General features: G+C 67.9%; 11 protein-coding genes. All 11 read right to left on the bottom strand.

Annotated features, from left to right (window positions below; translation table 11 throughout):
* Window positions 1-67 precede the first annotated feature (67 nt).
* Window positions 68-2,431, bottom strand: coding sequence for a transglycosylase domain-containing protein (locus tag ACFQ91_RS07460; RefSeq protein ID WP_198500662.1), 2,364 nt, complete (start codon window positions 2,429-2,431; stop codon window positions 68-70).
* Window positions 2,432-2,486: 55 nt separating this feature from the next.
* Window positions 2,487-3,389: a metallophosphoesterase gene (locus tag ACFQ91_RS07455; RefSeq protein ID WP_198500661.1), complete on the bottom strand. Its 903-nt coding sequence runs from the start codon at window positions 3,387-3,389 to the stop codon at window positions 2,487-2,489.
* A gap of 10 nt (window positions 3,390-3,399) precedes the next feature.
* A complete protein-coding gene (locus tag ACFQ91_RS07450) occupies window positions 3,400-4,314 on the bottom strand; it encodes a metal ABC transporter permease (RefSeq protein ID WP_198500660.1) in 915 nt (304 codons plus the stop codon).
* A complete protein-coding gene (locus ACFQ91_RS07445) occupies window positions 4,311-5,276 on the bottom strand; it encodes a metal ABC transporter ATP-binding protein (protein WP_232623847.1) in 966 nt (321 codons plus the stop codon). The genes ACFQ91_RS07450 and ACFQ91_RS07445 overlap by 4 nt, the downstream gene beginning before the upstream one ends.
* On the bottom strand, window positions 5,276-6,343 hold the full coding sequence (locus ACFQ91_RS07440; protein WP_198500659.1) for a metal ABC transporter solute-binding protein, Zn/Mn family: 1,068 nt from the start codon (window positions 6,341-6,343) through the stop codon (window positions 5,276-5,278). The genes ACFQ91_RS07445 and ACFQ91_RS07440 overlap by 1 nt, the downstream gene beginning before the upstream one ends.
* Window positions 6,344-6,487: 144 nt before the next feature.
* The gene (locus ACFQ91_RS07435) at window positions 6,488-7,540 is read right to left on the bottom strand and encodes an aspartate-semialdehyde dehydrogenase (RefSeq protein WP_198500658.1); all 1,053 of its coding nucleotides are present in this window, start codon (window positions 7,538-7,540) and stop codon (window positions 6,488-6,490) included.
* The gene (locus ACFQ91_RS07430) at window positions 7,537-8,856 is read right to left on the bottom strand and encodes an aspartate kinase (protein ID WP_137825063.1); all 1,320 of its coding nucleotides are present in this window, start codon (window positions 8,854-8,856) and stop codon (window positions 7,537-7,539) included. Before ACFQ91_RS07430 ends, ACFQ91_RS07435 begins: the two co-directional genes overlap by 4 nt.
* Before the next feature lie 211 nt (window positions 8,857-9,067).
* A complete protein-coding gene (locus tag ACFQ91_RS07425; protein WP_198500657.1) occupies window positions 9,068-9,325 on the bottom strand; it encodes a helix-turn-helix transcriptional regulator in 258 nt (85 codons plus the stop codon).
* A complete protein-coding gene (locus ACFQ91_RS07420; RefSeq protein ID WP_198500656.1) occupies window positions 9,325-9,945 on the bottom strand; it encodes a hypothetical protein in 621 nt (206 codons plus the stop codon). Before ACFQ91_RS07420 ends, ACFQ91_RS07425 begins: the two co-directional genes overlap by 1 nt.
* 214 nt (window positions 9,946-10,159) lie before the next feature.
* Window positions 10,160-10,756, bottom strand: coding sequence for a recombination mediator RecR (recR, locus tag ACFQ91_RS07415; RefSeq protein ID WP_137825126.1), 597 nt, complete (start codon window positions 10,754-10,756; stop codon window positions 10,160-10,162).
* Window positions 10,757-10,761: 5 nt separating this feature from the next.
* A complete protein-coding gene (locus tag ACFQ91_RS07410; RefSeq protein WP_198500654.1) occupies window positions 10,762-14,478 on the bottom strand; it encodes a DNA polymerase III subunit gamma and tau in 3,717 nt (1,238 codons plus the stop codon).
* Window positions 14,479-14,507: the final 29 nt, after the last annotated feature.

Genomic DNA, 14,507 nt, shown 5'->3' with positions numbered 1-14,507 from the left:
GCATCGCCGACACATGCGAAGCGGGGCGAGACGACATGGTCTGTCGTCTCGCCCCGCTGGGTCTGGCTCAGTTGCCGCCGAGGCCGGGAGCTTCGTCCCCGCCGCCGTCGCCTCCGCCGCCGGTGTCTCCACCGCCGCCGCCTCCGCCGCCGCCGGTGCCGCCTCCGCCACCGCCGCCGTTCTGGGAGCCGCCGCCACCGCCACCGGTGCCGCCGCCTCCGCCTCCGCCGCCGGTGCCTCCACCGCCGCCGTTCGAGCTGCCGCCGCTGCCGGATCCACCGCCGCTGCCGCCGCCCTGGAAGTACTTCGAGCTGGGCTTGGGGAACCCGGTGTTGCCCTTCGTGTACTTCACGGCCTTGCTCATGTACGACTGCCAGGTCTTACCGGAGATCGTCGCACCGTAGATCTGACCGCGGACCTTGCCCTTGCTGTTCTTGCGCCAGTCGCGGGTACCGCTGGGGTCACCGGTCCACACGGCCGTCGACAGGGTCTTCGTGAAGCCGAGCAGCCAGGTGTGGCCGACCTCGAAGTTCGTCGTACCGGTCTTCGCGCCGGCCGGAACGCCGATGCCGAGGCTGCTCGTCGTGCCGCCGTTGAACGTCTGCGACAGTGCGTACGCGACGCCGCGGGCGACGTCCTTGTCGAGCACCTGCTTGCAGCCCTCACCGGGGACGTCCATGTTCTTGCCGTTGCGGTCGGTGATCTCGAGGATCGGCTTCGGGCCGCAGAACTCTCCGTCGTTGGCGAACGTCGCGAACGCGGCCGCCATGGCGATCGGGGTCGTCTCCGTCGTTCCGAGGATCGACGAGGGCGAGAGCGCCTGGATGAAGCCGGCGTCGTCAGCCTGGTCCAGCGGTGCGCCGCTGCCGTAGCGGATGCCGAGATCCGTCGCGGTGTTCATGATCTCGCACATGTTGAGCTGGTTGCCGATCGCGGCGTAACCGGTGTTGACGGACTTCTTGGTCGCCTCGAGCACGGACATCGAGCCGTTGCCGCCGCCGTCACCGGCGTTGTTCGGATCCCAGTCGCCGCCCATCGCGGGGCAACCGCTGTACTTCCAGGAGCTCGCCGGGAAGTTGCGCTTCGTCGCATTCACCGTCGCGTTGAGGCTCTTGCCCTCCTTGAGCCATGTCGCGAGCACGAACGGCTTCCATGTCGATCCGACTTGGAACCCACCACCGCCATTGTGCTTCTTGTCGACGGTGTAGTTGATGCTCGTCTTGGTGTTCTTGTCCTCTTCGCTGACCTCCCCGACCGTGTACTCACGGTTCTCGGCCATGGCGATGACCTCGCCGGTGCCGGGTTCGACCGTCACCAGCGCGTGGCCGGCACCCGAGGGATCGCCGACGGGAACGCGCTTCTTGACCTCTTTGTCCGCGATCTTCTGGATGTCGGGGTTGAGGCTCGTCGTGATCGTCAGACCGCCGCGCTGCAGGAGCGCGAGTCGGTCTTCGACGGTCTCGCCGAAGGATTCGTCGTTCTTGATGACGTTGGTGACATAGTCACAGAAGAACTCCGCGTTGTTCTCAGCGGCGGAACAGCCGTTCGGCGTCTCCTGGAGGTTGAGGTCGAGGCCCGTCTTGACCGCCTCGTCGTACTCCGCCTGCGTGATGTGGCCGTACTTGAGCATCTGTCCGAGCACGACGTTGCGACGTTCGAGCACGGCGTCGGGGAATCGCTGCGGGTTGAACGCCGCAGGATTCTGGACGATGCCGGCGAGCATCGCCGACTGCTGGATGTTGAGGTCCTTGGCGTCGATGCCCCAGTACCGATACGCGGCGGCCTGAACGCCGTAGACGTTCGGCGAACCCGAGTAGTTGTTGATGTTGAGGTAGCGGTTGAGGATCTCCTGCTTGCTGTACTTGTTCTCGACCGCCACGGCGAGTTTGGCCTCACGGAGCTTGCGTGCGTAGCCGGCGGTGCCCTCCGACTCCTTCGCGGCGTCGATGCCTGCCTGGTTCGACTCCGCGTTGGCGTTCTCCGCCAGCACGTTCTTCACGTACTGCTGAGTCAGCGTCGATCCGCCCTGCGTCGTCGAGGAGACCATGTTGTGCACGGCCGCGCGGGCGATGCCCTCGAGGTCGATGCCGCCGTGGTCGAAGAACCGGTAGTCCTCGACGGAGATCGTCGCGTCCTGCATCGGCTGCGAGATCTCCTCGAGGGGAACCTCGACGCGGTTCTGCCAGTAGAAGTCGGCGATCTTCGAGCCGTCGGCTGCGAGCATCGTCGACTTCTCGCCGAGGTCGCGTTCCTCGAGGGTCGCGGGAAGGGCGTTGAAGATGTCGACCGCGCTGTTCGCGCTGGCGGTGGCGACACCGACTCCGGGGATGGCAAGACCGGCGGCCACGATTCCAGCCACCGCGCTCACCGCGACGAACTGGAGGAAGGCCGCCATCTTGGTCGGTTCAGCATTTGACTCAGGAGACACCATGAAACCAAGTTTAACCAACCGCAGATGAGCGCTCACTCAAAGAACGGTGAAAACCCTAGGGGCGGGGCACCAGGGTGAGCAGTGCGACTTCCGGTGGTGAGGCGAAACGCACCGGTGAGAACGGTGAGAACCCGAGGCCGGCGGAGATCTCGACGGTTGCATCACGATATGGGAACACTCCGCGCGCCCGTGTCCGATCGAGGTCGCAGTTCGTCACCGGCGCACCCCAGAACGGCACCCGGATCTGACCGCCGTGGGTGTGTCCGGCCATGATGAGGTCGGCTCCCGCCGAGGCGAACGCCTCCAGGGTTCGGGAGTAGGGGGCGTGCGTGACGCCGATCGTCAGCTCCGCCGCGGCATCGAAGCGCGGGAAGACCAGCTCGCCGGCGGCGTCGAGGCGGATCCGGTCACGATCGATGTGGGCATCGCCGAGCCCCGCGAAGCCGATGCGGGTCCCCCGGATCTCCAGCACCGCCTCGGCGTTGTCGAGGAACACCCACCCGCGGTCCTCGAACCCGCGGACCAGGGACCTGACGTCGAGATCGGGTTCGGTGCGGTGCTTGACCTCCGAGGGCGAGCGCAGGTACTTCGCGGGATTCTTCGCCTGCGGGGAGAAGAAGTCGTTGGATCCGAGGACGAAGACGCCGGGGACATCGAGCAGGCCGTCGAAGACGTCGAGGACGGTCGGCACGATGTCGGCGGAGAGGTTGTCTCCGGTGTTGACGACGAGGTCGGGCTCGAGTCTCGTCAGGCCCGCCACCCACGCGGCACGATGCCTCTGCCACGAGGTGAGGTGGAGGTCGGCGACGTGGAGGATGCGGATCGGCTCGGCACCGGCCGGCAGCAGCGGCAGGGTGTGGCGGCGGACGGTGAAGAGGTGGGGTTCGATGCCCGCTCCCCAGATGCCGGCGGCCGCGGGGACGGCGAGGGCGCCGGCGACAAGTGCGCGTTTCTTCATTCGCCCCAGTCTAGGCGGTCGCCGCAGGCTCAGCCGACGTTCGAGCCCTGCCTGCCCGCGCAACCCGCCGACGGTGCAGCGCGGTGAAGCGGCGGTGGCCGATGACCCGGCAGACGAGGTAGATGAGGAAGGAGATCGTCGTGACGAACGGGCTGATCGGGACCACGGGTGAGCCGAGGGCGATGAGGATGCCGCCCACCGAGGCGGTGACCGCGAAGATCACGCTGAGCACCGGGACCCACACCGGTGACGCCGAGACCTGGGTGGCCGCGGCGGCCGGGGTGATGAGGAGGGCGAGGACGAGGAGGACCCCGACGATCTGGACGCTCAGGGCCACGGCGAGGCCGAGGGTGAGCATGAAGACGATCGTGAGCACGGAGACGGGGACCCCCTTCGCCCGCGCGACCTCGGGGTCGAGGCTGGCGAAGAGGAGCGGGCGCCAGACGAACGCGAGGACGGCGAGGACGATGAGCGCAGAGACGACGAGCGTGGTGATCTGGCCCGGGGTGATCGCGACGATCTGACCGGTGAGCAGCCCGAACTTGCTCGCCGAGCGACCGTCGTAGAGGGCGAGGAAGAGGATCGCCAGGCCGAGCCCGAAGGGCATGAGCACGCCGATGATCGCGTTCTTCTCCGAGGCTCTGGCTCCGCCGACGCCGATGATGAGGGCCGCGAGGATCGAACCGACGATCGACCCGGTGACGACGTCGAAGCCGACGAGGAGGGCGAACGCAGCGCCGGCGAAGGAGAGCTCGGAGATCCCGTGGACGGCGAAGGGGATGTCACGGGCCATGACGAAGACGCTGATGAGGCCGCCGACGACGCCGAGGAGGCCGGCGGCGATGAGCGAGTTGGCGAGCAGGGCGACGAGTTCGCCGTAGTCCTCGAAGGAGAACAGGCTGCCGAAGATCTCGGTGACGGTCATCGGTGCGCTCCTCGGCTCGCCGCGGCACCCGGGTGTGCCGCAGCACCCGTGTCCGCGGTCTCGCCGCCGGCGTGGTGGCCGGGGTGGACGTGGTGGTCGATGCACTCGTCCTCGCCGCCGACGACGATGAGGCGCCCGCCGACGCGGACGACCTCGACGGGTGAGCCGTAGAGCCGGGTGAGCGATTCGGTGGTCATCACCTCGGCGGGGGTGCCGATGAGGAAATGCCCGCCCACGATGTAGAGGACGCGGTCAACGTAGGGCAGGATCGGGTTGATCTCATGGGTGACGAAGAGGACGGCGGCGTTGCGCGTGTCACGCTGTTCGTTGATGAGACCGGCGACGACCTGCTGATGGTGCATGTCGAGGGAGAGCAGGGGTTCGTCGCACAGGAGCACCGAAGGGTTGCTCGCCAGGGCCTGCGCGACGCGCAGCCGCTGCAGCTCTCCCCCGGACAGCGTGCCGGCCGGGGCGTCGGCGTAGGCGGTCGCGCCGACGGCGGCGAGGAGTTCGTCGACGTGCTTCCGCCGCTTCCTCGACGGCCATCCCGGCCCCCACCGGTAGCCGTCGATGCCCATCCGCACGATGTCGCGTCCGCGCATCGGGGTGTGCGGGTCGATTCCCCGCTGCTGTGGGATGTAGCCGATCGCCGGGTTGCCCGCGTGGATCGGCCGGCCGTCGATCTCCGCGCTGCCGTGGTGGAGCTGATGTTCGCCGAGGAGGACCTTGAGCAGCGTCGTCTTCCCCGTCCCGTTGGGGCCGAGGACGGCGAGGAACTCCCCCGGCGCGACCTCGAGATTGAGGTCGTGCCAGAGCACCCGGTCGCCGAAGCGCAGCTCGGCATCGTGGACTTCGATGACCGGTGCCTGTCTGACCTCCGCACCGTCCCCGCCGGAAGGCGGCGCGCCCGGTGCGGTGGCGATGCTCTGCGGCAGGGCGGCCGTGTTCGTCTCAGGGTTCATCAGTGATCGTGTCCTTCGAGTGCCTGGGAGATCGCGTCGATGCTCTCCCCGATCCAATCGGTGTACTGCGCGCCTGTGGGCATCGTCTCGGCGAGGTCGACGACGGGGACGTCCGAGGATTCGGCTGTGGCCTTGAGCTGTTCGGCCTGCGGTCCCGCTGCCTGGGTGTTGTATCCGAGGAGGACCGCCTCCCGGGAGGAGATCTGCTCCTCGGCGTCCTTGAGCACGAGCGGCGGCACATCATTGCCCTCCTCGACGGCGGCGAGGAACTCCGGACTCGTGATGTTGTCAAGCCCCATGTCGTCGAAGAGCCACAGCGGGACGGGTTCGGTCGTCGCGACCTTGTCGCCCCCGTGGTCGGTCCTGATCGCGTCGATCGTCGTCTCGAGTCCGCCGAGCTGCTCCTTGTAGGCCTCGGCGTTCGCGGCGATGTCGTCCTCGCGCTCCGGCAGGGCTTCGCCGAGGTGGACGGCGACGTCGTCGACGAGCCTGACCATCGTCGGCACCGAGTACCAGAGGTGTTCGTTGAACTCGCCGTGGTCGTGACCCTCATGGCCGGCCTCGCCGTGGTCGTGGCCCTCGTGGCTGTCGCCGTCGGCATCATGACCGTCGGCTTCGGTGTGCCCGGTGTGCTCGCCGCCCGCAGACTCATCCTCGCCGTCACCGTGGGAATGGGGCGCGCTGCTGACGTCCTCGGAGCCGGGCAGTCCGGAGATCGCGACGACGTCGATGATCTCCGGGGTCGCGTCGGAGGCCTCGAGCATCGTCGTCATGAAGCTGTCGTACCCGCCGCCGTTGATGACGACGAGGTCGGCCTTGGAGAGCTTGAGCCGGTCCCGCGTCGTCGCCTCATACGAGTGGGGATCCTGGTTGGGGTCGTCGATGATCGCGGTCACGTTCGCCGCATCGCCGGCGACCTGGGAGACGATGTCGGCGTAGACGTTCGTCGAGGTGACGATCGAGAGTTCGCTCGACCCCGTGGCCGAACCGCCTCCGCACCCGGCGAGCAGCAGGCCGCAGGAGAGCAGGATCGCCCCGCTGCGGAGGGGAAGACGGGACAAGCGCATGGCGGGCCTTTCGGTTGCAGGGGAGCGTTGCTGTCGCTCACACTACTCAGCCGAAGGGCCCGCCACTAATATAAATATTTATATATAGCAACCTGTTTATGCGTCAGCTCAGGTTGCCACCAGCGCTCATCGGGCGCTCCGCGCTCAGGCTGCCTGGGACGCGAGCTTCTCGGCGAGGAGCGCCGCGATCTGCACGGTGTTGAGCGCCGCGCCCTTGCGCAGGTTGTCGTTCGAGACGAAGAGCACGAGCCCCTTGCCCGCGGGTGCCGACTGGTCGGCGCGGATGCGCCCGACGTAGCTCGGGTCGTTCCCGGCCGCCTTGAGCGGGGTGGGCACTTCATCGAGGACGACACCGGGGGCGCTGCTGAGGATCTCCGTGGCGCGTTCGGGGGTGATGTCTCCGTCGAATTCCGCGTGGATGCTCAGGCTGTGCCCGGTGAACACGGGCACGCGCACGCACGTGCCGGCGACGAGGAGGTCGGGAAGGTCGAGGATCTTCCGGCTCTCGTTGCGCAGCTTCTTCTCCTCGTCGGTCTCGAGCTCACCGTCGTCGACGATGCTGCCCGCCAGCGGCAGGACGTTGAAGGCGATGGGCTCGACGTAGTTGTCCGGCGCAGGAAGGTCGACGGCACTGCCGTCGCGGGTGAGCTTGCGGGCATCGGCGACGCCGGCTTCGAGCTGACCGGCGAGCTCCTCGACGCCGCTGAGACCCGAGCCGGACACCGCCTGGTAGGTCGCGACGATGAGGCGCTTGAGCCCCGCCTCGGCGTCGAGGGCCTTGAGCACGGGCATCGCGGCCATCGTCGTGCAGTTGGGGTTCGCGATGATCCCCTTGGGCACGGAGTCGAGGGCGCCGGGGTTGACCTCGCTGACGACGAGTGGGACCTCGGGGTCCGAGCGCCACGCCGAGGAGTTGTCGACGACGATGACCCCGGCCGCGGCGAAGCGCTCGGCCTGCGCCCGGGAGGTCGCTCCGCCGGCGGAGAACAGGGCGATGTCGAGACCGGTCGGGTCCGCCTCGGCGGCATCCTCGACGACGATCTCACGGCCCTGGAATTCGACGACCTTGCCGGCCGAGCGCGCCGAGGCGAAGAGGCGCAGGGTGTCGATCTCGAACCCGGGATCATCGGCGAGGAGGTCGAGCATGACCCCGCCCACCTGGCCGGTTGCTCCGACCACTCCGATTGAAACGCTCATCGTCCTGTCCCTCCGTAGACCACTGCTTCGTCTTCGTCACTGTCGAGTCCGTACGCCGCGTGTGCGGCGCGGACGGCGTCGTCGAGCAGGTCGGCCCTGGTGACGACGCTGATGCGGATCTCCGAGGTGGAGATCATGTCGATGTTGACCTGAGCGTCGCTGAGCGCTTCGAAGAGCGTCGCGGTCACACCCGGGTGGGAGCGCATGCCGGCGCCGACGACGGAGAGCTTGCCGATCTGGTCGTCGTAGCGGACCTGGTCGAAGCCGATCTTCGCCTTGGCGGCGTCGAGGGCCTCGATCGCCTTCGACCCGTCCGTCTTCGGCAGGGTGAAGGAGATGTCGGTCTTGCCGGGCTCCCGGGTGGAGATGTTCTGGACGATCATGTCGATGTCGATCTCCTGGCCGGCGATCGTCTTGAAGATCTCCGCCGCCTTGCCGGGGATGTCGGGCACGCCGACGATCGTGACCTTGGCCTCCGAGCGATCGTGGGCGACACCGGAGATGATTGCCTGTTCCATGGTGGACTCCGTTTCTGATTCCGCTGCCTTCGCACTGCGTGCCGGCAGAAATGCTTCGGGGACGGGCGAGTCGGTGACCCAGGTGCCCTGTTTGCGGGAGAACGACGAGCGCACGTGGACGGGCACGTCGTAGCGGCGAGCGTATTCGACGCAGCGGAGCATGAGGACCTTGGCCCCCGAGGCGGCCATCTCCATCATCTCCTCGAACCCGATCTCGTCGATCTTGCGCGCTGTCGAGACGATGCGCGGGTCGGCGGTGAAGACGCCGTCGACGTCGGTGTAGATCTCGCAGACATCGGCGCCGAGCGCGGCCGCGAGTGCGACTGCGGTCGTGTCCGAGCCGCCACGGCCGAGCGTCGTGATGTTCTTCGCCGTCTGGCTCACTCCCTGGAAGCCCGCGACGATGGCGATGTTGCCGTCGTCGAGGGCGGAGCGGATGCGGCCGGGCGTGACGTCGATGATCCGCGCCTTGCCGAACTGCTCGTCGGTGATGACGCCGGCCTGCGAACCGGTGAAGGACTGGGCCTCGAAGCCGAGGTTGGCGATCGCCATCGCGAGCACGGCCATGGAGATCCGCTCACCGGCGGTGAGCAGCATGTCGAGTTCGCGGGCCGGCGGCAGCGGGGAGACCTGCTGGGCGAGGTCGATGAGGTCGTCCGTGCTGTCCCCCATCGCCGACACCACCACGACCACCTCGTGGCCGGCCTGCCGGTATTCGACGATGCGTTGGGCCACCCGTTTGACCGACTCGGCGTCGGCAACGGAGGACCCGCCAAACTTCTGGACGACAATGCTCACTGAAAGTCTCTTCCTGTTCGCGTGTGCGGACTGCGCCGGTCGATGCTCTCGCGGTGCCGATGCCCGCGATGATGCTCGTACGTGCAGGCGGCGTCGGCGAACCGGCGTCCCCACCATTGTAGGAGGTGGCTCCCGCCGCTCGTGGGGGTGCCCGTCATGCAGACAGTCGTCTCATCTTTCGGGGTGTCGGTGTCCGCGGCGCGAGGTGGCGTCATCCCTGGCCCGGCTCGGCCGGCGGCCGGGAGGAGGGAACGACGGTGAAGATGTCGCCCGGCTGGCAGTCGAGCGCGGCGCAGAGGGCGACGAGCGTCGAGTACCGGATCGCCTTCGCGCGGTTGTTCTTGAGCACCGACAGGTTGGCGAGCGAAACGCCGACGGCATTCGACAGTTCGGTGAGCGTCATCTCCCTCTGAACGAGCAGCGCGTCGAGATGGCAGACCACGCGCCCCTCGCCGAGGTCGGCCGGCATCAGACGAGCCCCTCGAGCTCTTCCTGTGCCTTCCGCCCGGAGACGAAGCTGCGTCGGAGGAGCTCGATGACGCCGACGATGCCGACGATGACGTACGTCTGCGCAATCGACGCACTGGAGCCCACTTCGTCCGCGATGTTGAGATCTCGGGAGGCGAGATTCGTCCCAAGAGTCGTCGAAATGAAGTACGTGATGATGCCGCCCATGAGCACCCAGTTGAGAACGCCCAGAGCCCGGAGAGCCGCAGGGGTGAATGGATTGCCCGCCGAGATCGCCCTGACCACCGGAACGAGGGCGACTGCTGCGCCGAGGAGTGTGAGGACCAGCGAGAGCTTCGCGATGATGAGGAACACCATCGTCTCCGTCGCCAGATCTCCGGTTGACAGCGTGACCTGCGTGAGGCCGCTGAGATTCGCCGAATGGCCAGCGAGATCGAGTGAGGCGACGTCCGAATTCGACAGATCGAACCGTACGGTGATCTCGGATCGCACGATCCCTGCGACGAAGAGGCCGATCAGATAGACGGCGTAGATGCCGGGAGCGAAGGCGATGAGGAACACCCCTCCAGCGGGCAGCCCTTTTCGTTCGTCCGGTTCGCGTCGTCGAGCGTTCTCTTCCATCACTGCCTCCGCTCTCGTGATCACCTGGACACGTCCGGAATCCCGCTGCCGGGCAACACGTGTCACCTTATCGATCATCGATATATCGATAATCAATATGTTGCACCGTGCGCACTCGGGAGTCAAGGGATTCTGAGGAGTCATGTGGCGTCACAGCCGCCGTTGCTGACCGATCGTGGGTGCCGTCGCGGACGCCTGCCGCGGCGGAATCTGCTCAGTCGATCTCGCGGCGGCCGGAGAACGCCCGGCCGAGGGTGACCTCGTCGGCGTACTCGAGATCGCCGCCGACAGGAAGGCCGGAAGCCAGGCGGGTGACCGTGACACCGAGGGTGCCGAGCAGACGCACGAGGTAGGTCGCCGTCGCCTCGCCCTCGAGGTTCGGGTCGGTGGCGATGACGACCTCGTCGACCTCGCTGTCCTGGAGACGGGGCATGAGCTCCTTGATCCGCAGGTTGTCGGGCCCGATGCCCGCCATCGGATCGATCGCTCCGCCGAGGACGTGGTAGAGGCCCCGGTACTCGCGCGTGCGCTCGATGGCGACGACGTCCTTGGGCTCTTCGACGACGCAGATCATCGTGCGATCGCGACGCGGATCCTGGCAGACCGTGCACTCGGCCTCCTCGGAGACGTTGCCGCAGATCTCACAGAAGCGCACGCGCTTCTTCACCGCGCTCAGCGCCTGGGCGAGCGCGTTCACATCGCCGGAGTCGGCCTGGAGGATGTGGAACGCCAGCCTCTGGGCCGACTTGGGCCCGATGCCCGGGAGCTTGCCGAATTCCTCGACCAGGTCCTGGAGGGCACCTTCATACACTGCGCTCATACGTCTCTCTCATCGATGATCTCTCCGCCGAGGACCTTGGCGATCACCGAGACCCCGACCTGCGGGGCGTCGGAGATGTCGAGGTCCGTTTCCGGATCATACTCGTCCTCCATCGACCCGGTGGACGAGGGTTCCGGGGCGGCGGCGCGCTGTGGGGCGAAGCCACCTGGCGCCTGGCTGGCAGGCGCGCCGACATCACCGCGCGGGTTCTGTGCGACCGAACCGCCGGTGTCCATGCCGTGGCGCTCGGCGATCGCGGCGAAGCGGGATTTGAAGGGCTTCACCGCACCGGCGCCTCCCGTCGGGGCCGGCGTGGGAGTCGAATTCGGCGCCGGCTGGCCCGCACTGCCCTGTCCGCTGAAGTCGACATCGGGATCTGCATACGCGCCGAGGTAGTCGAGATCGTCGTCCTCGGGAGGAGGCACGACGACAGCCCCGACGTCGACGGCACCGCTGCCGGCACTCGTCGAGTCGACGTCCGCGGCTGCTGGACCCGAACGCTGCGGCGCATCGTGCCAGACGGGTTCTTCCCACCGTGGTTGGACGTACTCCATCGGCTCATCGGCCGACTCATCGGCGGCAGACGTCGAAGCACCGGCCCCAGTCCCGGAATCAGTCCAACTCGCAGTGCTGTTCTCGTCGGCTCGCGAGTCCGTCGCAGCGTTCGTCGCGACCGCTGACGACGCTGCTTCTCCGATGGCTGAGTCTCCGCCGTCCGGGGCGCCGAGGCCGGCACCGGTCGTGGGCGGACCGAAGAAGTCCTCATCGGACAGGTCGGGAACGACGATGTCGGAGTCGACGGCAGCAACACCGTGATCGACGGGAGCAGCGCCGGTGTCCGGATCAGCCGGAGCGGAATCAGACTGAGCGGAAGCGGAATCGACGCCTCCGACCAGTCCGTCAGCGACGGGGGCCACAGCGGTCGAATCGGGATCGGCCGGGGTGGATTCCGTGTCGACTCCTGCGGCCGGATCGTCGGCTGAAGTCGACCGGTCAACGGAAGTCGGCTCGTCAGCGGAGGGTGCCGCGGGGGTCGAATCGGCGGCGTCCTCTGCCTCGGCAGAGTTCTCCGACGCACCCGATTGAGCCGGTGATTCCCCCTCCTCGTCGTCGGAGGACCAGGGACCCTGCGGCGAGTCGCCGGTCTCCCAGAACTTCTCATGGTCGACCTGGGGCTTGTCGACCTCGCGGGTCCCGACGACAGCGGCGACCTCCTGCGGGCTCGGCCGCCGGAAGTCAGCACTCGGCCCGCGGTTGCCGCCGGCCGGGTTCAGGCCATGTCCGGACTGGTCGTGTCCGCCTGAGTTCCCGCCCTGATTGCCGCCGATGCGTCCGACGTCGCCGATGTCGATGCGAGCCTCGATGCCGAGGACATCGTTGATCGCCATGGCGAGCTTCGCCGCGTGGTCGCGCTGCTGGAACCCCTGGACCGAACCGGCGTTGTTGAAGCCGAGGTAGACGACGCCGTCGGCGAAAGACTGAGGGATCGCATTCGCAGCGATGATCGCGCGGGTCAGGCGGCTGCGCTTCTCCACCGCTGCGAGGATGCTCGGCCAGGCGCGACGGATCGCTTCGATCTCTCCGCCGATGCCGCCGGCTCCGGCACCCGATGCCGCCGGTGCCGAATTCGCTGAACTCTCGTCGGCGACCGGGTCAGGGCGCTGAACATCAGGGTGCGACGGACGATCGGCAGACGGCGACGCGGGCCGAGAATCGGCCGGCTGAGTCGTGGAACGCTGCTCGCCACCGTCGCTCTGTCGAGCGGATTCCGGCGAACCAGAGCGCTGACTGTCGCCGGGACCCTGCGGTCCCGGGTGCGCGTGCATCGGCGCGTCCTGCTGTGGCCGACCTGCCGATTGTTGGGGCTGCTCGGCCGACTGCTGCGGTTGACCCTGTCGCGGGTCGGCAGATCGCGAGTCGGCAGATCGCGGGTCATTGGGAGGCGAGTCAGCGGACCGCGCGTCGGCAGACCCGCGCCCGGTTGGCCCATGCTCGGCAGGTCCGAACTCGGACGACCTGCGCTCGGACGGCGCGTTCGACCCGGGACGAGGTGATCCGTGATGATCCGCATTCGTCCTGTGGCCCGCCGGGGCACCGCTCGAGCTACGAGCCCCCTCTCCTCCGGGAGCAGGGTTCTCGGACGCGAAGCGTTCAGGAGCAGAGTTGCCAGCAGGAGATGAGTTCCCAGCAGGAGCCGACCCCGGTTCGGGAGCGGAACCCGCGTGCGGAGCGGAGTCCGCCGCCGGCACGTCATTGAGCATGGATTCGGCCGCCGCCGCGATCGCGGTGAGCTCGTCGAAATCGTCAGGGGCGGAATCCGTGAAAGGCCCAGCGCCCTGCGCCGACCCGCCACCGCCGGCACCAGCCGGCGCACCACCCTGACCACCGGCACCGCCCTGGCCGCCACTAACCGGCGCACCCGACCGACCGTCACCAACCGGCGCACCGCCTTGACCGGCAGCCCCGGCACCCGGACCGACCGCCTCGGCGGGAGTCTGCGGAACAGCCTGCACGGGAGCCTGCGGAATCGTCCCACCCGACCCGGAGGCGGACATGCCGATCCGGCGCTCCATCCGCTCGACGCGGCTGAGCACGGCATCGCGGCTGCGGGTGGTGGCGGGCAGGAGGATGCGGGCGCAGATGAGCTCGAGCTGGAGCCGCGGCGAGGTCGCCCCCGACATCTCCGTCAGGCCCTGGTTGAGGATGTCCGCGGCACGGGAGAGCTCGGCCTGGCCGAACCCGCGCGCCTGCAGGGTGAGGCGCTCAAGACGGTCCGGCGGCACCTCGGGCAGGAACGCATGCGCGGCCTCGGGAGCGGCATGGATGACGATGAGATCGCGCATCCGCTCGAGCAGGTCCTCGACGAACCGCCGCGGATCCTGCCCCGATTCGATGACGCGCTCGATCGCCCGGTAGACGCCTGCACCGTCCCCGGCGGAGAACGCGTCGACGATGTCGCTGAGCAGAGAGTCCGGCGTGTAGCCGAGCAGCGCCACCGCCGTCGCATAGTCGACGCCGTTGGGCCCGGACCCCGCGATGAGCTGGTCGAGCACGGACAGCGTGTCTCGCACCGACCCGCCGCCGGCACGCACGACGAGCGGCAGCACGCCCTTGTCCACCTGGACGTTCTCCCGCGCGCAGAGCTCTTCGAGATAGTTCCCCAGCGCCTCGGGCGGCACGAGCCGGAACGGGTAGTGGTGGGTCCGCGACCGGATCGTCCCGATGACCTTCTCGGGTTCGGTCGTCGCGAAGATGAACTTGATGTGCGGCGGCGGCTCCTCGACGATCTTGAGCAGAGCGTTGAAGCCCTGCGAGGTCACCATGTGCGCCTCGTCGAGGATGAACACCTTGTACCGGTCGCGGGCCGGCGCATAGATCGCGCGTTCGCGCAGGTCACGGGCATCATCGACGCCGTTGTGGCTGGCCGCGTCGATCTCGACGACATCGAGCGACCCGGGTCCTCCGTTGGCGAGGTCGCGGCAGCTCGGGCACTCACCGCACGGAATCGGGGTCGGCCCCTTCTCGCAGTTGAGACAGCGCGCGAGGATTCGCGCCGAGGTGGTCTTTCCGCAGCCGCGCGGCCCCGAGAACAGGTAGGCATGATTGATGCGACCGCGTTCGATCGCGGCCTTGAGCGGCTCGGTCACATGCTCCTGACCGATGACCTCGTCGAAGGTCTCTGGGCGGTAACGTCTGTACAGTGCGGTGGACACAGGACAAGCCTAATGCCACCCCCTGACGT

This window comes from Brevibacterium sp. NPDC056726, assembly GCF_042790515.1.
Taxonomy (GTDB): domain Bacteria; phylum Actinomycetota; class Actinomycetes; order Actinomycetales; family Brevibacteriaceae; genus Brevibacterium; species Brevibacterium sanguinis.
The sequence above is the reverse complement of the archived record's forward strand: the minus strand, read 5'-3'. Positions and strand labels throughout refer to the sequence as shown.